Consider the following 20,543-nt stretch of genomic DNA (forward strand, 5'->3'; position numbering starts at 1 on the left):
GATAACGCAATTCCTTGAATTGTGAAAACAGTAAAGATCGGCAGTGCAACAAATGACCAAAAATGTGAACGAATACTATTAGGCACTCCAAGTGATATCTTAGTCTTAGCCGGTTTCTGCATGAGGGAATCCTCATGCTTAGGAAGAGTTTCCAGAATTACTAAAGAAGTAATTAACATTACAAGTAAAAACCAGTATGGTACTCTAAGCGGCTGCAGATGTAAATATTGCAAAATTAAACCAGCAATTGCTGGACCTAGGCCAAATCCGATGAGTACCGTTGCTCCTGATAACTTGATAGCTGTACTTACTTTATTAGGAGAGATTTGTTTTATTAAAAATGCAGCGGCAGTACCTGTAAAAGAGCCATATGCAATACCTTCCAATATTCTTGCAGCATAGAGCATCCAAACATCAAAACTGCCTAGAAAGAGCAACGTAGAGGCAATAGAAATCCATATACTGCTGCGAAGCACCCTCTTCAATCCCCAGGTGTTCCCTCTGGCTCCTACAACAAACAAGGTCGGCAGTAGGATAGCGGCATAAACGGCAAACAAAATCGTAATTTGCAGACTATTCAATTGATAATGTTCACTGTACAAAGGAAATAATGGTGTAATAAATGTTGCACAGCAGGACATTATAAGATAAACCCAAAGCATTCTTTTCATTTTAGAAATCCCTACTTTCATAATTATATTTTACTTACTAGTTGGTAAGTTACATTCGTAGAAAAACCGCCCTATAATTTTTAATAAGACGGTTTATTTGTTTCAGAACTTGGGATCATATATCCTTCCCCAATAGCGTTTATATTGCAAAGTACCACTTATACATGACAGAATTGTATGAGCTATCCATTCAACATCTTCAGACTTTTAAACGATATTTCATGATCGGTAACGGCAACTCCTATATCCTCTTTTTTTCAAAATGACCTGTTGTTTGAACAAATCATCATAACAAATGCCAACATACCTTTTTTCCGAATAAATATTAATCCCAGGTATAAAAATTTGTGTTTTTCGATTTCCACTATTGTATTTTAACTTACTAGTAGATAAGTGTCAAGCATTGATATGCACCCATGTAACTTTTGTAACAGTTTCCCATACTTTTAAATGTTGGCTATTCTTCAAAGCAATGATTACCTCCAATCCTTGTATATATTTATTTATTTGCAAAAAATAACAACAAAAATGAGTTAACTGGTTTTAGTTAACTCTTTTTCTTTCACAATAAAATTATAGAAATCTGGTCTTATTAAAATGAATTTAATAATAACTTTTTACTTATTTTTATTTAGAATGCGGCTAAGACTAAAATGAAACAAACATAAATTAGTTCCTTTTGTTAGTACCAAAATGATGTCCCACATAAACTCATCTCATACACCACATTTATCATTTTCAATTGTCTAGCACCCTTTTCCGTCTTTTAAAATAAAGTCTAACAATTTTAAATAATTAATCTAATACAGAGAGTGTCATATCAACAATATTTTTTAGTTTATGTTTATCGTTAGTTGTTTTTGCTAATACTCGTAAACCTACAAAAGAATTATGAATAAACTGAGATAGTTTTTCTATATCATGGTGTTTAGGGATTTCACCTGAATTTTGTCCACGTAATAGTAATTCAAGTATAATCTTTTCTGATTTAGAAAAATTTTGTTCAATTTTTTCTGCCACCTCTTGATCATGTAAAGCCAACTCAACTGCACTATTTACTGTCAAACATCCAATTGATTTTTCATTATCTTGAGAAATGGCCATTTCTAATATACTTCTAATAGTATCTTTCACAGATGATAATTTCTTAACTTGTATATCCATTTTTTTCTTCATAGTGTTATCATAAAGTTCTAATGCTTTAATAAACAAAGTATGTTTGTCACCGAATGTATCATATAAACTTCTTCGATGAATCCCCATATGAGAAACAAGATCTTGCAATGAGGTTTTTTCGTAACCTTGATACCTAAATAGTTCCATTGCTTTTTGTAAAGCTTCCTTTTCATCATATTCTTTATGTCTGGCCAAGCTAGTACCTCCTTATGAAAGCATTATAGCATATTAAAAAATAATCATTGAATAGTCAATAAAACACTTTTATTAAGGGAGTGTGACAAATAAAGGATTCTCAAATCTAAATATTCTCTTTTTGGTTCTATCCGCGAGGGTAACATGAGTTTTTTCTCAAGTTCTGTGAATGGTTCATCAACTGAAAAACCTGGAGTGTTAGTTGCAATCTTAACTCAATCTTTATTATTAGTCGTTTCAAGTTTAGTTAGGTAATCTCTTAAGAAGCCAATAGAGCGGTTTATATAAATAGTGTCATAATATAGCTTTGTCATCATAAGAGATCCCTCAATTGTGGATATAAATATAGTTGTAAAAGTTTCAGAATCTATTGTAGGAATGATTTCTCCGTTTTTTATCCCATTTCGAACTATTTGAACGATCATGGAATATAAATCATTCATGGCCCTTACTGTCGCCTCCCGTAAATCGGGATGTGCATCATCTGACTCTATCGCTGCATTTAAGATCGGACAACCTCCAGGAATGGGCTTCCCTTCTACTAATAACAAAAAAACATCAAGTATAGCATTCAGCTTTTCAATAGTATAATTTTGGTTTTCAATTGCTTTTTGAAAAGTCATGGACATGGTATTAATTGAGTAAGAAAATGCATCCAATGAAAGTTCTGCTTTACTTTTAAAGTGATTATATATTCCTCCTTTTTCCATCCCGGTTTTTTCCATGATACTAGTAATAGAAGTACTCATATAACCTTCTGTATTTAATAGTCCAGAGGCTTTTTCAATAATCATCTGCTTAGTTCGTTCACCCTTGCGCATATTTTTGTCCTCTTTTCTGTCTGATTTATCAAACTGATTGGTCTGTTAAAATTAGTATAACTCTATAAGTCTTCATATTCACATTATTTTTATCTGAACATTACAATTATATTGACAAATAAAACCTACTAAAGTATATAATAAAAACAGACCGTTTTGTATTTTTTTATAATGGAGGGATGTTAAAATGAGTAAAAAAGTTCTTGATATGTTTATTAATGGTGAGGTTCCACCACCACCCATTGCAAGGTTAATTGGGGCGGAGCTGGTATATGTTGAAGAAGGAAAAGCAGTTTTTGAATTACAATGTAATACAGAAAAACATGCAAATCCTATGGGGACGATCCACGGTGGAATTCTATGCGATATTGCCGATATGGCGATGGGTGTAGCCTTTTCGAGTACATTAGAAACTAATGAAACCTTTACAACCGTTGAACTTAAAATTAACTATTTAAAACCCGTCTGGAACGAAAAAATTATAGCAAAAGGAGAGGTTATGAAAAGAGGAAACACTATAGGGTTGATTAAGTGTGATGTTTTTGATGAAGGAGGTTCCTTAGTCGCCCATGCTTTAAGCACATGTATGATTCTTCGAGGAGAAAAATCAGCAGGAAGATAGGAGCACAATTTTAGCTTATAAATTACTGGCGAAAAGACTGCTTTAAAAAGCGGTAACAGTAACAAAATTCATTAACACATACGTGTAATTATATGGTACTTAGTAATTTTTGATATTTCTAAAACGCCTCAGAATTTGTCCTGAGGCGTTTTAATATAATTCTCAGTATTAATTTTTTGGAATTAAAAATGTAAGACAAACTTATATTGCAGAACTTTCCTCGACAAGGCATTTATTTTTTTTAATAAATTAGATCCAACCAACGAATTTGATTTATTCAACAACCTGGAGAGTGACGTCAATATTCCCTCTTGTGGCTTTTGAGTATGGACAGAACTCATGAGCCTTATGTACAAGCTCTTCTAATTTTTCCTTTTCCACACCAGTCCCTTTTACTTGCAAGGTTACCGCAATTTTGAATCCTTGATCAGCCTCATCTTTTAAGAAATCTACATTTGCCGTTACTTGTGATTCGAATTTGACATGTTCCTGCCTTGCGATGTGCTGTAAAGCTCCATCGAAACAAGCAGAGTAACCGCAAGCGAACAACTGTTCAGGGTTTGTCGCGTTTGGTAATTCTTTCGCTCTTGGGGAGCCGGGCATTGCTAAATCCACTTTTATCTTGCCATCTGATGATTCAACTCTGCCTTGTCTTCCTCCTGTAGCTGTTGCAGATGATGTGAATAATGGTATTGTAGTCATCGATTTTCTCCTTTTTTGAGAATAATGTCTTGCCTTAATGTTCACAAAGAGAGAGCTTATTACCCTTAACTCAAAACCTAACATTTTGAAAAGCTAATCGGAAATTTTCCGACTAGCTTTTCTTATCGGTCAAAATGTTATTGATTCGCTTTTTTGACCCACTCCGCAACTGTAACGGTACGTTTAGCTTGATGTTTAACAGCTGCCTGTACGTCTTCGATCATTTTCCCATCTTGTCCAACAGTAACACTTGTTCCATAAGGGTTACCACCTGCTCCGAAGGTGACCGGATCTGTATAACCAGGAGCTGCGACAATTGCACCCCAATGATACATGGTGGTATAAAGGGATAAAATCGTTGCTTCTTGACCGCCATGAGGATTTTGTGCAGAAGCCATGGCGCTAACTACTTTGTTTACAAGCTTTCCGTTAAACCATAAACCTCCGGTTGTATCCAAAAATTGCTTCATTTGTGCAGGCATGTTACCAAATCGAGTAGGTACACTGAAAATAATGGCATCTGCCCATTCCAAATCATTTAATGTTACTTCAGGTACTGCCTTCGTTGCTTCAACATGAGCTTTCCAACCAGGATTTCCTTCAATAACTGATTGTGGTGCAAGCTCAGGCACTTTTAATACCTTTACTTCAGCACCCGCTTCTTTCGCTCCTTCTTCAGCCCATTTTGCTAATTGATAGTTTGTTCCACCCATGCTGTAATAAATTACGGCTAATTTTACATTTGTCATTGTTTCGATCTCCTTTTCTGATGAATCCCCAAATAGTTTAGATAAAAAACCCATTTTAATACACCACCTATTTTCTCAATCATTTTCAATTAATATTCATAATAATGCCGTTTTTTTATTTTTTTGATTCTCATTAAAAAACAGTTGATTTACATTCGATTCATTGTCTGTAATTTTTATTATTTAATTATAGTTTGCGATACCATTGAGCCGCGGCTTCTACCTCTTCGACGGTTAACTGATGGCCTCTGTTCTCCCAATGAAGTTCAACCTTTGCGTTTGCGTGCTCAAGTAACGATTGTAGTTCAGCAGATTCCAATGGTGAGCAGATTGGGTCATTTGTTCCAGCAGCAATAAATACTGACTTCCCTGACAAATCTGGAAGATCAATTCCTTTTCTCGGCACCATTGGATGATGAAGAATGGCACCCTTTAATGCATTTTGATAATGGAATAATAAACTAGCGGCAATATTTGCGCCATTTGAATACCCAATTGCCAAAATATTATTTCGGTCAAAACCATATTTTTGTGATGCTTCGTCAAGAAACTCATTTAATTCTTTTGTTCTGAATATTAAATCTTCTTTATCAAAAACTCCTTCAGCTAATCTTCGGAAAAATCGGGGCATTCCATTTTCCAATATATTCCCACGTACACTTAATACTGAAGCCTCATCATCAATTCTTCCCGCAAGTGGCAGCAGGTCTAATTCATTTCCACCTGTACCGTGAAGCAACAGTAAAGTTGGTTTTGATGGGTCAGTCCCCTTATTAAATATGTGTTTCATCATTTATCTCCTTCCAGAACGCGAACCTCCACTGGGGGTAAGGTTTCTTCTAATTCTTCACGCTTTGACTCTAACCATGAAGGTAACATGAGTTTTTTTCCAAGTTCAGCAACAGGTTCATCAACCGAAAAGACTGGCGGGTCAGTCTCTATTTCGAAGAGGATTCCTCCTTCTTCATGAAAATAAAGAGCTTTAAAATAATTTCGATCAAGTATTTCTGTCGGATAATACCACTTATCTTGAAGAAGTTTTCTCCATCTGCTATGGTCTTCGTCATCCTTTGCTCTCCATGCTATATGGTGAACCGTTCCTGCCCCCATTAGCCCTCGGGCTGAGGGATTTAGCATGATATCAATGTTATTTCCAAGTTGTCCTTCAGATTTAAATCTTGGAAATTCATCTTCTTGCCCAATACATTCTAATCCCAAAATATTTTCTAGCATGTCCGTGGTTTTATGCGGCTGAGCAGAAAAAAGAACTGCGCCGCCAAACCCTTTAATAGCATTCTCTGCTTGAACTCCCCCAAAGTTCCAATTATTGATTGCTCCTTCATCTCGTTCAATTAGTTCGAGTTGAAGACCATCAGGGTCGTTAAATTTCAAATTACTTTCCCCAAAACGAGTTGTTGAAATAAATTCAATATTGAATTTTTGCAACCGTTTCTTCCAAAATTGAATCGAGCCCTTTGGGATAATATAACTTGTCACACCCACCTGTCCTGTTCCAATTCGACCTTTAAGCTGTTTAGGCCATGGAAAAAAAGTTATAACAGTTCCATGTTGGCCCATTTCATTCCCAAAATAAAGATGATAAACCTCTGGACGATCAAAATTTATCGTTTTTTTACGAGCCTTAACCCAAGTACACCAGCATAAAAATCAATATTCCTTTGAGCATCGTTAACCATCGCACTTATATGATGGATCCCTGCTGTTTTTTGCATTTTAATCCACTCCATTTCACCAGTGGGATTGGGTGTAACCTTCTCTATCGGTATTTGCGGCTTGGTCTATCGAAAGCAAAGCAATTATTCTCTTTCGTGAATTAATCTAATTCTCTTACTTCAATCGGAATCAATACTTGCTCAATTTGTCCTCTATGCGATTCGTATTGTGATGGCAGCATCAATTTTTCTCCCATCGTCGCCAATGATTCATCATGAGCGAATCCTGGTGGATCTGTTGCAATTTCAAATAGAATTTCGCCATGTTCTCTAAAGTAAATAGCATTAAAGTAGTTTCGATCCTGTACTGGTGTAACACCATAATCGTTCGCCTCAACATACCTCTTCCAATCCAATTGATCCTGGTCATCTTTAGCCCGCCATGCAATGTGGTGTACTGTTCCTACACCCATTTGACCGCGTCCAGTAGGAATTAATTTTAGGTCGATAATATTTCCGATATCTGCAGAAGAACGATAACGAGCGAAATCTCCTTCTTTTCCGATTAATTCAAGTCCCATTACATTTTCTAACAATTCCCCGGTTTTGTTAGGTTGTGCAGATAAAAGAGTGGCGCCGCCGAATCCTTTGATTGCAACTTCAGGAGTTACCTCTCCGAAAGTCCATGAATTGACTTCCCCCTCTTCTCTTTCCACAATTTCCAAGTGAAGTCCATGCGGATCATCAAATTCTAAATATTGCTCACCAAAGCGTTCCATTTTAGTAAAGGAAACGTTGAATTTTTCAAGTCTTTTTTCCCAAAATTCCATAGCACCCTTCGGAACAACATAAGAAGTGATCCCTACTTGACCGTCTCCAATGATTCCTTGACGAGCTCCAGGCCAAGGGAAAAAGGTGATAATCGTACCCGGTTTTCCGCCTTCATTACCGAAATAAAGATGATAAGTACCAGGATCATCAAAATTTACCGTTTGTTTTACTAATCGCAACCCTAAAACTCCAGCGTAGAAATCTACATTTTCCTGCGGATGCCCTACAATTGCTGTTATATGGTGAATACCCATCGTTTTCTTAGTCATTTTTGTCACTCCATTTTCTAATGTTTTTTACGAAACATGTTCAATTGTTCAATCCTTAGTAAAACATTTAAATTTTATTCATTTAATCCCTAATAACTATTTTGTACATTTGATGCATTTAAACTCTTATAAATACTATTATTTCAGATTCAAAATTCTCTAAATCGAGATATTTTAACTAAAAAATTATTTTTTCACTCTATTATTAATTTTTTTCAAAAGATTAACTATTATCTGAGCATCATCATTATTTAAAGAACCAAAAATATCATCCACCAATTCTTGATGTTTTGGCATGATTATCTCCATTAAAGCAACTCCAGCGTCAGTTAATGTCACATGTATTACACGCCTGTCATCAGGACATGGAAGTCGATTTAAAAAACCTTTTTGTTCTAATTTGTCTATAACATACGTCATCGAACCACTAGATATCAGTATGCTATTACCAATCTGCTGAATCGTTTGTTTTTCATTATGGTAAAGCACTTCTAAAACCGAAAATTCTGTAATACTTAGGTTATTTTTGGACATTTCATCCCTTATTCGCTCCTGAATTACTTTTGAAGTATGCATCAATTCTATAAATGGTTTATTTGTGCATTCTCTTTTCATCATAACCACCTCCTATAATATCTCCCTTTAATATATCTCGAATTCGAGATATCGATGAAGATAATAATAAATAATGTTATTTTAGTCAATATCTCTTTTTATTTGTCTTAAACTTAAGATTTAATTAATCATTCGTTGAGCTTCACGAAGCTGGAATAATCGATTTTTTCTAGGCAAAAATTTACGAATTTCTTCTTCGTTATACCCGACAAGTAACCTTTTTTCATCCATGATTAACGGTTTTCGTAATAATTCTGGGTTATCTTTAATTAACTTGTACAACTCTTGAAGTGATATAGATTCAATGTTACCATCCAATTTTTTAAAAGCATTCGAATGTGTTGAAATTATTTCATCTGTACCATATTCTGTTAAACGAAGAATTTTTTTAATCTCATCGATCGAAAGAGGTTCAGATAAAATGTTTCTTTCTTTATAAGCAATTTGGTGATCTTCAAGCCAAGCTATTGCTTTACGGCAATATACACAACTAGGTGTTAAATATAAAGTTACCATTTTAACCTGACCTTCCTTAATATATATTAGCAATAATATCTATCCTGAAAATAATGAAATAAATACAAAAACGAATGTATATACATTACAAAAAGGTAATTACCTATTTAATATCTTATATAAACAGATATCTCAAATCTGATTATCTCAAATTCAAGATAATTCAATTATAATTTATTTAACCAATTTGTCAACAATCTATCTTTTAATGTTAAGAAATACTCAAAAGAACAAATAATGGAGAAATTATATATTTTCACCCTAATAAATATCCTATTATCAATATAAATTTCATGTCACAGCTCCAAGATAAGGTATTCGAGGTAATTTATTAAAATCATACTGAATTACTTTATCAAAACTATCTAAATAGGCATGTAAAGATTGAACAATCATAAGATTTAACACTTTTTCTTTAGTATTAAAAATAATGATTGGCTTTTTAAGCGACCATGCATATCCAACTTCCCACATTGTTCCAGGATCCTGATCGTTATATACTGCAAAGATAATATCGCCATACTGAATGGCATTCACATCAGCAACAAAGTTTTGATATTGCCATTGATAAGATCCAAAAGGAAACTCACTTTTGTATTTACGTGGAGAAAAAACATTTAATCCTTTGTTCAATAAAATTATTTCTAATTTTTCTAACAGCGCAATTTGTTCTGAGTTAAAAAATGGTCCCGCCAAATATACGTTCATTTATTGACCTCCAAATGTTTATAAACATAATTATTAGGAGGTTTATGAAAATAGAAATGGCTAAATAAAAATTTTATTAAAGTTTCAAGAATGCTAAGCATTTTTTGATTCTACCAAGGATTATTAAGAAAAAACCAGGAGACCCTTCTGCAAGAATTACTGGTTTTTTACAAATTATTGTTCTACTCTTGAAAACCAATCAATAGCATTTTTTAAGTCCCCTGGAACAGATTGATTGTATTAAGATATAACAATATTAGTGCACATTAAATTCCTCTAGTAACATTTTTTCTGTTTGAGGCATTGTTAAAACTAAGTGCCAGCACCCCATTCCAGCTAGTCCATATTGTCGAACTAGTCGAAACTTAACCAGTAAGCTGCGTGGGTCCTTAAACCATACTTCGTACAGATTTCCTTTATTGTCAACACGGAACCAAGGTGCAGTAGCATTCTCATTATAGTGCACCGGACTTTGATATCTGTGCTTCCGGATATTCCTTGCCAAATCCCGATCATTAAATTGGAAGTAAACAGGAGATACCTGTATATAACTGCTGTAGCGCAAATCCAGCAGCGGCTCCCCGATACTAGCCATAATATAATTATGTAAATAAGCACAAGAGTGAAGCTGAATTGAGGTTGAATCACAATAAAGTGACTCATTGAAATTCTGCAAATATCTCTTATAAGAAGATGCTTGATAGGCAGGATGAACCGTTTCCCGTTCTCTACCTCCTAAAAAGGTCCGTACAATACCCTCTCCTTCAGAAACCTTTGCTTTCTGCCATTGTTTCAACTCAATGATGACAGCATTTTTTGTCCCCTGTTCGTCCTGGCCAGCAACGAGAAAGTCGATTCTCTTTTCAGATGAGGGCAGCTTATATTCCAATAATACATGGGTATCCTCTTTTAAATCTGCATCCCCTAAAACCTTAGCCATTTGCGGGAGTGAGTTTTCCCAGGACCTCAATTCACTTCCTGAAACTACTTTGTTCATTTTTGATAAAACGTTTTTCTTAAGAACATACCCAATTTTATTTTCATAAATATGGTTAAAAAAATTTGAAGAGGTCTCATTGTAGATAATCATTTAATTTTTTCCACACTTTTACTTACTGGGTATTTAATAGCGTTTTTAACCAGCTTGTTTGTGACTTCCTCTTCAAGATTAATTCCCATTTTATCTGCAAGCTGGACAAGATATATTAAAATATCCGCCATTTCTTCTTTTATATTTTGTTCGGATTTAGCAATTGCTTCTTCACTATTACGCCACTGAAAATTTTCAAGCAGTTCATTTGCCTCAAGGGAAATCGATATGGCCAAATCTTTTTCATTGTGGTACTTTTTCCAATCTCTTTCATCACGGAAGTCTAAGATCTTTTTTTGAATCTCTTTCATTCTTTATCTCTCCTATGGAACATTATTCCAATGATATATTTAATTCTATTATTACCTTATTTTAACACTACAATTTTATATAAAAACTTTATAATAATATTATGTGATGATTATTCATCGATTAATTTCTGCGGTTATGCGCACCTTTTGGCTAGGTTGTATATTTTTCAATAAAAGTAAAGACTTATACTTTAGACCAACGATTTTCCTAAGACCTCCTAAAGGTCCCTCGTCGCCATGGACACCATTTTTTCGACTAATAGTTCTCATATCCACGCTCATACGGTAATTGATGACATGTTAATGAAAATGACTGCACACAGAAAGGCCTAACCACAATTGGTTACGCCTTACTTAATATTTCTATCCCATGTAACTCGTAAACCACCCAGGTCTATACTTAGTCGCGCGACTCCCTTTAATTGAAAACTGAAAGTTAATCCCCATTTGTCTAAGTTCACTAATTAACGGCCTTAGTTCAGCCCCACCGACTAACCAAAGATTCCCACCCTTGTGACGTTTGTCTATAACTTCATAGTTCTTTACAGTTAAATAATTATAAAGACTTTCAGGGGCTTCATCAATCAAATCAATTAAATCCATTTGTTCATGATAACCTTCTAATTCATGTGAGAATAGGGCTATTTGTTCTGAATGAGTTTTGTTTTTTTGGGGTTCAACTTTGATGTTTCTATCTTGCTTGAAAGTAGAAAAATTTTCTTTGGATTTTTCTCTCACTGGTTGTTTATTTAATTTTTTTAGGATGATTTCCTTTTTTAATACTCTTGGTGAAACATTATTACTTGTTTCCTTTTGTTGATTATGAGGACGAATTCCCATGTAACTCAACTTGGCAAAGAGCGATTCCATCGTTTTCTCAGGATTTGAATAGAATACACTTCCCCTGATCCGCCAAAATGTCCATCCTACTCTTTCAAGAACACGCTGTCGTTCAATTTCCTCTTTCCATTTCTCCTCACCTTGCCATTCCATATCACCCTCACATTCAATGGCTAATCGCGTACGCTCTCCTTCAACTACCAAATCTATTGCCTTACCTAATGTGCCAACCTTAACTTGTGGAACAACACGATATCCCTTGGATGAAATTAACGTATAAATGTCTCTTTCTAGTTCCGAGACAAATTCATGTTCCTCCTTAACCAATTCTTCCTCGGTTTCACCATGATTAAGACAATGTTGTAAAAGTCGATATCGAACATCATTTGGATTTAACTTGTTTGCATCAACGGAGTGGAACAATATCATTTGATCTCTTGATCGGCTTGCAGCAACATTAAATCTTTGTAGTGCATCTTTTTTCCCGAGTGAAGTAAAACTTTTATTTTCCGCGATGACTAATGAGAGGAAGATCACATCGCGTTCGTCTCCCTGAAAGGCATACGCATCTCCTACCACTAGTCTTCTATTGATGATGTCTTCTTCAACGATTTTCTTGTGAATGAGTCCTTCAATCACTTTTTGTTGATCGTTCCCGAGTAGTGTAATCACTCCAAAAGACTTTTGATAATATATTGGATCCTTAATACACTCTATAATATAATCAACAATGGCTTCAGCCTCTGGAATGTTAATTACTTTAGTGGTATTGTCCAATCGATACCCATCATCAACTTTTACTGCCTTTACAGGCGGTGTAAACATATCCTTTGCAAAAGGTAGACGTAATGGGTCAATCATTCCGCCATACATTAATTCATTGCTGAATTTAATGATTTCTGGGACGCAGCGGAAATGCTCTTTTAAGACGATTTTACTGTCAAAAACCCTAGAAGCTGTGTCATATAAACTGGTCCGAATGTCAAATTGCATTTTATTCGGGATATCAAAAAGATACCTAGTGATTAATTCATGGACATCGCTTATTTCTGTAAAAGCATTCTCAGGACTGATTTGATTTTCATCCCCAACTATAACCGCTTTTTTCCCACGAAGAAAGGCACTTAATCCGAACAAATTGCTTTGGCTACTTTCATCAATAATAACCACATCAAACATGTCTTCTGTTAGATCGAAGTTCTCAATCACACGCTGGATTGGCATAATCCAAACTGGAATGGCCCCTCTTGCTACCTTCATTTCTTTGCTAGCCTCTTGGCGGTATATACGGGTATATTTTCCCGTTCCTTTTCCAATTCGTTGAATCGCCTTTTGCCATGCGAATAAACTCATTTTTTGTGTCCGTGTGGTTCGTTCTAATTGTTCCTTCCAAGTTGCTTCCGCAATTAATTCTTTTATGACTTTTTGTTCTTTCAATTTTGCCATTTTTCTATGTTCTTCTAGGTGATCAATCTGTTGTTTAGCATTTAATTCCTTCAGCCAGGCATCTACTTGACGCCATATCCAGGCAATCTCTAGATCTGTTGGGGGAATTAGCGGCTTTCCTACTCCACCAGTTTCTAGTAATTCCAATGTCCATTTTGGTGCTGCATCAAATAGTAGACTTTTTAGTTCTAACAATTGTTGATAATCAACTTCTAAGCCTTCAAGTCTTTCCACTTCTGAAAGGATTGCATCCCAAGTTGTGGTATTTCGCTTACGAAGTGAATCTAATAAGTTATTCCATAATGGATGTGAATGTCGTTGATTCATTCCTGCAATTAAATCTACTTCTATTTTTTGAAAGAATGTTTGTGTTTCATGCCAAGTCTTTTTGTAATGAAAAGCTTGTAAACCTTGATGTAGTTCATACAGCCATTGTTCCTCATGAAACCTATGTTCCCCAGTCATGGAAATAACAGCAAATAATTCCTCAAACTCTTTTTCTAAGTTGTTAACCCAATTAGATGCATTAAGGATTTGATTGCATTTCTCCTTTATTATTAGAGCAAATCTTTTCTGTGTTTCTTCCATTTTAGTTCCGTCAATTTCATCTAAGACACGATTCCACTTAATAGATAGTTTTTGCTTCATAATCATTAGATCAATGTGTTTTATGACCAAGGTGAGGTCTTCACTGTTTCTAATCGGATAGGTATTTACTTTTATCTCTTCAAAGAGATATTTAAGTTTTCTACCTGTTACGTTTTTATATAACCAGCCTATCTTGGGATTAGAAGATAATTTTTCATTCAAAACAAGGAGGTCGTCCCTTAACTCAGGAAGAATCTTATTTGTAGTTAGGACAATTTTATGCTCAATGATTTCCTTCTCCAGTATTTGAATTTCAATTACCTTTTCATCAATTTCTTTGATAAATTGATTCCACATGGGTACTTGGCTTGATTCTCTCACGCAATCCTTGATAATGGTATAGAGCCACTTGGGATTATGCATTTGTTTCAACTTTACAATGGCTTCTGTCGTTTTAGTCGTCCATTTGGCAAAATCAAGGCTCATAAAATCCTCGGTAGTCCAGCCCTTTATCTGTTCCGTTGTCTGTTCGATCTTCTCCTCTATTCCCTGTATCTCATTGACTTTTTCTAAAAATACGTTGGATGGAGGCAATGATTTTAGGCTAGGTCTTACTAACGATAGCGACTGAATATCTTCTTTTGCCAGAAGACCTAAAATTTCAAAAAATTTAATTAGTTTTTCGGTAGAGAATGGGAATGGCGAGTCTGATTTAATGTTATCAGGTATCCAGGCATGACTTTCAAACTTCTTAAGCCATTTTGCTGCATCTAGTGGCTTTAATTCCATGTCACCAAACTTTTTTGGTATGCATTCCCTTTCTGCAGCATCATTAATCATTTGATTGATTCGTTCAATACTCCTCTTAGTGGTTTGTAATTCTCTTTTTAATCGCTCGATATTCTTTTGTAAAATTTCAGGTTGTTTTGAATCGATATTTTCGGCAATAACACGAACGGAGTCCTCGATTTCTTTGACTGATTTCGAGTCCCCTCCTAAAACACTTACACACAGTGGACGAATTTCTTTAGGGATTTTATTTTTTAATACATGTAAAGCACGTTCTTTTTCACTAGTGACAAGTACTCTTTTCCCGTGTGCAAGAAGGTGACTAATCAAATTAGCAATCGTATGGCTTTTCCCTGTTCCAGGTGGCCCCTGTATAACTACACCACTATTAGCAGCTAATTTCTCAGCAATCAATTGCTGTTCTTTATTAGCCGGCAATGGGAAAAGCAACTCCTGGCCCACTGCCTCCCAATCTGGGGATAGAACCTTTGGATCATCACCAGATTCACTTGTCGTAATTAATTTTTTTATGGATTCTGGAACTGGAAAACCTGCTTGTATTTTTTCAATGGCATTGGTTAATTCTTGCTGCCAAAACCTGCCACCTGTTTTTCTCAAGAATATGGCCGGACTATTAGAAATGATCGGTGTTGATACGCTTTTCAAACTGTCCTTTTTATCTGTCTTAAATAATCCTTCTGGGCTTATCGTATGAACAACTTCCTGCAAAAAGGACTTAATAGGATCCAATTGATTTGGTGAAAAATCAAGCTCTTGAATTTGATTTTCCATTTTCATAACCCGTGTGGCATTCGGAAAATCAATATGTAATAACATGTCTGTTTCCATCGCTGTTCCTTTGCTCGTAGGCAAGAGATGAAAAATACCTTTCTTTGCGTCAAAAGTAATTTCTAATTTCGTTACTAAAATATGACGGGAGATTTGTTTATCATCAATTTTCCATTGAAGTAATCCATGCCCGCAAACAAGTTCTATGTCTTCCCCTTCACGTTCAAACCGTTGATACAAGGTGAATAGGTCCGTATATAACTGTTGAATCTTCATTTTTGGGGATGCTTCTGCAGCCCACATTTCCCATTCTTCTATCCATTGTTGGTAACTAGTTTTTCGTTTTGGATCCTCATCAAATAATTCCATAATTTCTTTTTCTTCTTCATCTATGCCTATTACCAGGACCTCAAGTACTGTGGGAGATTGCTCTGGATTATCAAATTTAGTTACCCATTTTTTTAATTCAGATGGAACTTGGGGTACTGTAGGAATTTCTTGCTTATGTACCTCAAACCAAGCTTCTTCACTTGTCCCACTCCCGCCAATATAAAAACCATCTATTTGTGGAATGTCCTTTTCCCACCATACCTGTTCATAATCATTAACAATACGAATAATCTTTTCGTTTAGATTTTTAACAGCAAGCAAATATTCAAAAATCCTTGCTATTTTCGCTGTTTCCGTTGACATGATCTCCCCACCTTATATAGGCTTTTTCTCTTAATATCATATTAGCATAATTTGGGTATTATTAGACCTGTAGTAAATAAGGACCTTATAATATATTCGAAGATTAAAACAAAAAGCACCCTTCGAATTTTTTGGAGGGTGCTAAATAATTATATTTAAGACAAGAATACAGTTTGTTCTCACGCTTATACCAAGTGGCAATTAAGTTAAATTCCTCCTGGCCACTTACTTTTATCGGAATAATAAACTTGAAATCTTCCTTGTAGGCTGGATATATTTAAATTTCATTGCCTAATTCCAATTTAATTACCTAAACTATTGCCACCTTACCACAACATTAAGATTGTCCAATTCTAGTAGAAAATGACAGCACCTAATAAATAAAAATAGAACAAAAGAGGTTCCTAAATTTAAGAACCTCTCCTTTCCAAACCCTAATTAAGGCCGAATTGCCGTGGAATGTGATGGTGATCATTGGCACGGACCCTACCAATATGACTACGATATGAATCGCCAGCGAATATTAGAAAGATGTGGATGGAGATTTTGGAGAGTTCGGGGAAGCGAGTATTATTACAACCCTGAAAAAGCACTCGATTCTCTATGGGAAACTCTTAAACAATATCAAATTGAACCATCTGGAAGAATTGATCTAAACAGACCGCCAAAAACGATGACTATTTCGCTAACAAGAAAAAATGAGTATCAGGATGTTTCTGGAGATAAAGCTGATTTGGACCTGAAATCAAAGGAAACAAACCCACCTATAACGCCGGCTACTGGAGAGGAACATTTGATTCAATCTACAGTTCTTACTAAAGTGGAAACTCCCATAACTGAAAAGAAAGCAGTGGTTGACCAGAAACACCTAACCATTGCTGAAGAAGGGTTAAAAGGATATTTAGAGAGCCTGGGGTATGAAGTTATTGACCAACGAGATAATCATGGAGCCTTTTGGCTCGTGGGTGATATGGAGCAAAACGAGCTCATCTCAAAGCTCAAAGAACAAAATATTCACTTCTCCTATGCACCAAACGGAAGCATATATACAAACCGCAGGCCGGGTTGGTATACAAATTTCCAAGGATAATACAAAGGGCACACCTTTTTTGAGTGTGCCCTTTAATGGAAGTGCCTTTCAATCCCCAACAAGTTCAATGATAGGGACCCTATATCGAGATGAATAGTGGAACAACCTAAAACTCATACTCTATTTTCTTTTTCCGTTTTTTTGGTTATAATATATCTATATAATTGCATAAAATAAAAAAAGACCGCTGGTGCCATTAACACCACACGGTCAATGCAATAGCAGGTTCCCTGCAAGGGAATCAGCATTAAGCGGAAGTAATCCACCCAGGGCTGCTAAAACTCAAGGGTGGATTATTTTTTTTGGTTAAATGACAGAACGGCTACAATCAGGCTTGCAAATGCAAACGTAATCATGAATGTTTCAAATACTGTCATTAAGCATCACCCCCTTTCTGATGGGAATGTGCTAACCACCCTTGAGAAATCCTCTTCTATCGCACTTCTATTTTAACATGCAATAATAGAAATAGGAACATACGTTTTGTTTTTTGGATAAATAGATCGATACGTACGAAATCATACTATGTTCTCTACTATATTATTTTCTACAATTTTCCAGTCTATTTCCCCACCTATTCAAGGGCTAAAGAGACAGCTTCAATATCCCTCTATACTGATCGTGTTTAATTCCGTTAATTGATAGGAACTTTCGGTTGTTACTTCTCTCATTAGTTCAATCAGTCAAGAGTGATGGGAGAAGAAAATGATTTGGGTTTGTTTAGATAGTTCCAGCAATATTTTTAATGTTTCTTTTGATCTTTCGTCGTCAAAGTGGACCAGAATGTCATCTACGATGAAAGGGATAGGCTCGTATTCTTTTACATACTTTTCTAAACTTGCGATTCTTAAGGATGGATATAGCTGGTCTGTCGTTCCATCACTCATACCTGAAACTTCTACTTTTTCGTCTATATTACGAACTCCCATTATGACAGGTTGGTCTTTTTTGTAACCTTGAATAGGAAAGGATTAGAAATATAACGAAAATCTAGCTCTTTTAAAAAAAGTGCCTGACACCATCCAAAATTGGATGGTGTCAGGCACTTTTTTTAAATTTCTATTTAACCTTTTGATGTTATTTTTTTAAAGCTGCATCGATGTACTCATTATGGATTTGTTCTTTATAATTAAATGCTTTCTTGATGTACCCTGCATCAGCTAATGTGTCAATGGAATCTTGCTGTGCGTTAATAGACTCTTCAGTAAAAAGTATATTGGGTTTTTCCGCTGTGATGATTTTCTTAATGAGAGCAGCTGGAAGTTTTGTTGCACGTGAATATATTTCAGATGCTTCATCCGGATTTTCAATTTGCCAATCGGCTGCTTTTTTGTATACTCTTAAATATGCTTGAACAATCTCAGGATGTTCTTCCGCAAAGCCTGTCCTGGCAATAATTGCGCCAGGGGCAAATATTTTTTTGTTTACATTTAGAGTTACTCCATTCCCTTTTTCAACATTATTTAGATAATAAGGATTCCACACTGACCATGCGTCTAATTTTTTGGATTCGAAGGCCGCTTGTGCATCATCGGGTTGAAGATTGATGAGTTTCACATCATCAGTCGTTAATCCATTCGCTTTCAATGCTTTAATTAGATACACATGAGCCGTTGTACCAAGTGGAACACCAACAGTCCTGCCTTTTAAATCTTTAATCTTCTTTATATCTCCATTTTTTTGTACTAAAATCCGAACATTCGATTCTCCTGTACCGGTTTGGGCAATTACTTCAAATGGAAGTTTTTTATCTAAACCTGCTATTAACGCACCATCTCCTAAAAACGATAAATCAACACGATTTGAAGCAAGTGATTCTAATAGCGGGGGTCCGCTTGTGAATTCACTCCATTTAACTTCGGCATTCATCGCCTTAAACTCTTCTTCGAACCAGCCCTTTTCCCGAGCAATGACTAATGGTCCCATTTTCCCATTTAAAGCAATATTCACTTTAGCCGGAGCACCTTTGTCATTACTTTTGGCATTCGTTTTTTCTGCGGATGAACCGCATCCTGCTAATAAAAATATCATGGAAATGACCAAAAATAATCCTAATAAATGCTTACGATATTTCTCCATATTTTAACCTCCTCGTATCACATGGCTTCACCCGCCTGTATGTGTGTATCCTGACTAGGATAAGAAAAGAGGTCCGACAATGAGCGTGATCTCCTTATCGGAACCTCTAATTATTCAATTGGTTAGATTTTATTTTTTAACTATTAATCTGCTTACTTCATTTTCCTGATTAACGGGTACGTTTTTTCCGACTGTTACACGTCGTACAACGCGATGACGATCTCCGTAGTCTGCAACCGCATAATGTTGCGTGGCCAAGTTATCCCAAATGACCACATCCCCTTCCGTCCATTTCCAGCGTACGGTATTCTCTAAACGGGTCACATAAGAATCAAAGATACTTAACAATCTTTCAGATTCACTTGTTGTATAGCCTTCTAACTTTCCTGCAAATCCTCCTAATAACAAATGCTTTTTCCCTGTTTCTGCGTGAACATGAACAACTGGATGTCTCGTTTTAAAAACTGTTGATTCAAAAACAGCACGATATTTTTTTGTAACTTCATTAACATTAATATCACTTTGTTTAAACTGTGCATAATCAAATTCATTTGAATGAATTCCCCATAACTTATCTGCTAATCTTTTCAAGCCCTCCGGAAGGTCATCATACGCTGTATTCGTATTTGCCCAAACTGTATCACCGCCAACTTCCGGAATCGTTACCCCTCTTAATATAGAGTATTTCGGAACTTCAGGAACAAACGTAACATCAGTATGCCAATGATTCGCTTTTGCACCTACCTCAGAGTCCAGCTCAAAAATATAGTTCGTATTATTTTTTACCGGTACGGTCGGATGAGCATATGGTTCGCCTAGTAATGTTGCAAATGCTTCTTGGCTCGCATCCGTTAAATGATTTTGACCCTTAAAAAATACTACCTTGTACTCGTTTAGCGCTTGTTTAATTTCATTTAAAATACTTGATTCTAAATCCCCGCTTAATTGAACACCTTGAATTTCTGCACCAATTCTTCCTGCTTGCGGTACCACTTTTAATTGTTTTGTTTGAAAAGCTGTCATTTTCAAATTCCTCCTAATAATCATGTTTTATTTTTTTCAAATACAGCGTAAATCTCTCTTGAACCGCCTCCTGACTTTTTATTTCCCACCTAACCCAGTGATATAGTCAGCTTAATGATTCGTTCAAAAAACAAAAAGAGATCCAACAAAGTGAGCGTGGAAGCTTCTCTTTGTTAAATCTCTAGTCGACTAGTGGATTCTGATCACTTTTATTTAATTGGACTAAATTGGTAAGTGGTTTGTTTATGAATGCATCT

The 20,543-nt window shown here is 35.5% G+C and carries 19 protein-coding genes and 2 pseudogenes; 2 read left to right on the forward strand and 19 right to left on the reverse strand.

Features of this window, described 5'->3' with window-relative positions:
* From AB7942_RS21980 to AB7942_RS21990, 3 genes are all read right to left on the reverse strand, one after another.
* The coding region (locus AB7942_RS21980; RefSeq protein ID WP_369448507.1) for an MFS transporter at window positions 1–671 on the reverse strand (671 nt) is incomplete at its 3' end.
* Window positions 672–1,466: 795 nt separating this feature from the next.
* Window positions 1,467–2,042 carry a TetR/AcrR family transcriptional regulator gene (locus AB7942_RS21985; RefSeq protein ID WP_369448508.1) on the reverse strand — a complete coding sequence of 192 codons (576 nt, stop codon included), beginning with the start codon at window positions 2,040–2,042 and terminating at the stop codon, window positions 1,467–1,469.
* A 215-nt stretch (window positions 2,043–2,257) separates the two neighbouring features.
* Window positions 2,258–2,863, reverse strand: coding sequence for a TetR/AcrR family transcriptional regulator (locus AB7942_RS21990; RefSeq protein ID WP_369448509.1), 606 nt, complete (start codon window positions 2,861–2,863; stop codon window positions 2,258–2,260).
* A gap of 187 nt (window positions 2,864–3,050) precedes the next feature.
* Here AB7942_RS21990 and AB7942_RS21995 point away from each other — a divergent pair, with 187 nt between their 5' ends.
* Entirely contained in the window at window positions 3,051–3,485 is a 435-nt protein-coding gene (locus AB7942_RS21995; RefSeq protein ID WP_369448510.1) for a PaaI family thioesterase, read from the forward strand.
* Between the two features lie 273 nt (window positions 3,486–3,758).
* Here the strand turns inward: AB7942_RS21995 and AB7942_RS22000 are convergent, their stop codons facing one another.
* From AB7942_RS22000 to AB7942_RS22055, 12 genes and pseudogenes are all read right to left on the reverse strand, one after another.
* Entirely contained in the window at window positions 3,759–4,187 is a 429-nt protein-coding gene (locus AB7942_RS22000) for an organic hydroperoxide resistance protein (protein WP_369448511.1), read from the reverse strand.
* Window positions 4,188–4,324: 137 nt separating this feature from the next.
* Window positions 4,325–4,990, reverse strand: coding sequence for an NAD(P)H:quinone oxidoreductase (gene wrbA / locus AB7942_RS22005; RefSeq protein WP_168244441.1), 666 nt, complete (start codon window positions 4,988–4,990; stop codon window positions 4,325–4,327).
* A gap of 133 nt (window positions 4,991–5,123) precedes the next feature.
* Entirely contained in the window at window positions 5,124–5,726 is a 603-nt protein-coding gene (locus tag AB7942_RS22010) for an alpha/beta hydrolase (protein ID WP_369448567.1), read from the reverse strand.
* Window positions 5,726–6,669, reverse strand: a pseudogene (locus AB7942_RS22015) (ring-cleaving dioxygenase). The gene AB7942_RS22010 and the pseudogene AB7942_RS22015 overlap by 1 nt, the downstream one beginning before the upstream one ends.
* Before the next feature lie 101 nt (window positions 6,670–6,770).
* The gene (locus AB7942_RS22020) at window positions 6,771–7,709 is read right to left on the reverse strand and encodes a ring-cleaving dioxygenase (protein ID WP_369448512.1); all 939 of its coding nucleotides are present in this window, start codon (window positions 7,707–7,709) and stop codon (window positions 6,771–6,773) included.
* Between the two features lie 186 nt (window positions 7,710–7,895).
* Window positions 7,896–8,327, reverse strand: coding sequence for a MarR family winged helix-turn-helix transcriptional regulator (locus AB7942_RS22025; protein WP_369448513.1), 432 nt, complete (start codon window positions 8,325–8,327; stop codon window positions 7,896–7,898).
* Between the two features lie 117 nt (window positions 8,328–8,444).
* Entirely contained in the window at window positions 8,445–8,840 is a 396-nt protein-coding gene (gene spxA / locus AB7942_RS22030) for a transcriptional regulator SpxA (protein ID WP_369448514.1), read from the reverse strand.
* Between the two features lie 291 nt (window positions 8,841–9,131).
* Window positions 9,132–9,548, reverse strand: coding sequence for a nucleoside 2-deoxyribosyltransferase (locus AB7942_RS22035; RefSeq protein ID WP_369448515.1), 417 nt, complete (start codon window positions 9,546–9,548; stop codon window positions 9,132–9,134).
* A 174-nt stretch (window positions 9,549–9,722) separates the two neighbouring features.
* Window positions 9,723–9,788 (reverse strand): annotated as a pseudogene (locus tag AB7942_RS22040) (NAD(P)H-dependent oxidoreductase); the annotation flags it as partial.
* A gap of 16 nt (window positions 9,789–9,804) precedes the next feature.
* Window positions 9,805–10,638, reverse strand: a complete 834-nt coding sequence (locus tag AB7942_RS22045) for a glycoside hydrolase family 18 protein (protein ID WP_369448516.1) — start codon at window positions 10,636–10,638, stop codon at window positions 9,805–9,807.
* Complete coding sequence (locus AB7942_RS22050; RefSeq protein WP_369448517.1) at window positions 10,635–10,949, reverse strand: nucleotide pyrophosphohydrolase; 315 nt, start codon at window positions 10,947–10,949, stop codon at window positions 10,635–10,637. The genes AB7942_RS22045 and AB7942_RS22050 overlap by 4 nt, the downstream gene beginning before the upstream one ends.
* Window positions 10,950–11,312: 363 nt before the next feature.
* Window positions 11,313–16,094, reverse strand: coding sequence for an AAA domain-containing protein (locus tag AB7942_RS22055; RefSeq protein ID WP_369448518.1), 4,782 nt, complete (start codon window positions 16,092–16,094; stop codon window positions 11,313–11,315).
* 454 nt (window positions 16,095–16,548) lie between these two features.
* Here AB7942_RS22055 and AB7942_RS22060 point away from each other — a divergent pair, with 454 nt between their 5' ends.
* Window positions 16,549–17,184, forward strand: coding sequence for a hypothetical protein (locus AB7942_RS22060; protein ID WP_369448519.1), 636 nt, complete (start codon window positions 16,549–16,551; stop codon window positions 17,182–17,184).
* Window positions 17,185–17,477: 293 nt separating this feature from the next.
* On the opposite strand, the gene AB7942_RS22065 is transcribed toward AB7942_RS22060, so the two are convergent.
* The 4 genes from AB7942_RS22065 to AB7942_RS22080 form a co-directional block, all read right to left on the reverse strand.
* Window positions 17,478–17,561: a putative holin-like toxin gene (locus AB7942_RS22065; RefSeq protein WP_369448568.1), complete on the reverse strand. Its 84-nt coding sequence runs from the start codon at window positions 17,559–17,561 to the stop codon at window positions 17,478–17,480.
* 306 nt (window positions 17,562–17,867) lie between these two features.
* The gene (locus tag AB7942_RS22070; protein ID WP_369448520.1) at window positions 17,868–18,071 is read right to left on the reverse strand and encodes an ATP-binding protein; all 204 of its coding nucleotides are present in this window, start codon (window positions 18,069–18,071) and stop codon (window positions 17,868–17,870) included.
* A gap of 190 nt (window positions 18,072–18,261) precedes the next feature.
* Entirely contained in the window at window positions 18,262–19,263 is a 1,002-nt protein-coding gene (locus tag AB7942_RS22075) for an ABC transporter substrate-binding protein (protein WP_369448521.1), read from the reverse strand.
* A gap of 129 nt (window positions 19,264–19,392) precedes the next feature.
* Entirely contained in the window at window positions 19,393–20,286 is an 894-nt protein-coding gene (locus tag AB7942_RS22080) for a TauD/TfdA dioxygenase family protein (RefSeq protein ID WP_369448522.1), read from the reverse strand.
* Between the last annotated feature and the right edge of the window lie 257 nt (window positions 20,287–20,543).

This window comes from Neobacillus sp. BF23-41 (assembly GCF_041106275.1).

Excerpts from the sequence above, each read along its gene's own strand:
- AB7942_RS21995 (WP_369448510.1), top strand. The coding sequence starts at position 3,051 with ATGAGTAAAAAAGTTCTTGATATGTTTATTAATGGTGAGGTTCCACCA.
- AB7942_RS22080 (WP_369448522.1), bottom strand. The coding sequence starts at position 20,286 with ATGACAGCTTTTCAAACAAAACAATTAAAAGTGGTACCGCAAGCAGGA.
- AB7942_RS22045 (WP_369448516.1), bottom strand. The coding sequence starts at position 10,638 with ATGATTATCTACAATGAGACCTCTTCAAATTTTTTTAACCATATTTAT.
- AB7942_RS22055 (WP_369448518.1), bottom strand. The coding sequence starts at position 16,094 with ATGTCAACGGAAACAGCGAAAATAGCAAGGATTTTTGAATATTTGCTT.
- AB7942_RS22065 (WP_369448568.1), bottom strand. The coding sequence starts at position 17,561 with ATGACAGTATTTGAAACATTCATGATTACGTTTGCATTTGCAAGCCTG.
- AB7942_RS22025 (WP_369448513.1), bottom strand. The coding sequence starts at position 8,327 with ATGATGAAAAGAGAATGCACAAATAAACCATTTATAGAATTGATGCAT.
- AB7942_RS22050 (WP_369448517.1), bottom strand. The coding sequence starts at position 10,949 with ATGAAAGAGATTCAAAAAAAGATCTTAGACTTCCGTGATGAAAGAGAT.
- AB7942_RS21990 (WP_369448509.1), bottom strand. The coding sequence starts at position 2,863 with ATGCGCAAGGGTGAACGAACTAAGCAGATGATTATTGAAAAAGCCTCT.
- AB7942_RS22070 (WP_369448520.1), bottom strand. The coding sequence starts at position 18,071 with ATGAGTGATGGAACGACAGACCAGCTATATCCATCCTTAAGAATCGCA.
- AB7942_RS22000 (WP_369448511.1), bottom strand. The coding sequence starts at position 4,187 with ATGACTACAATACCATTATTCACATCATCTGCAACAGCTACAGGAGGA.
- wrbA (WP_168244441.1), bottom strand. The coding sequence starts at position 4,990 with ATGGGTTTTTTATCTAAACTATTTGGGGATTCATCAGAAAAGGAGATC.
- AB7942_RS22035 (WP_369448515.1), bottom strand. The coding sequence starts at position 9,548 with ATGAACGTATATTTGGCGGGACCATTTTTTAACTCAGAACAAATTGCG.
- AB7942_RS22020 (WP_369448512.1), bottom strand. The coding sequence starts at position 7,709 with ATGACTAAGAAAACGATGGGTATTCACCATATAACAGCAATTGTAGGG.
- AB7942_RS22010 (WP_369448567.1), bottom strand. The coding sequence starts at position 5,726 with ATGAAACACATATTTAATAAGGGGACTGACCCATCAAAACCAACTTTA.
- spxA (WP_369448514.1), bottom strand. The coding sequence starts at position 8,840 with ATGGTAACTTTATATTTAACACCTAGTTGTGTATATTGCCGTAAAGCA.
- AB7942_RS22075 (WP_369448521.1), bottom strand. The coding sequence starts at position 19,263 with ATGGAGAAATATCGTAAGCATTTATTAGGATTATTTTTGGTCATTTCC.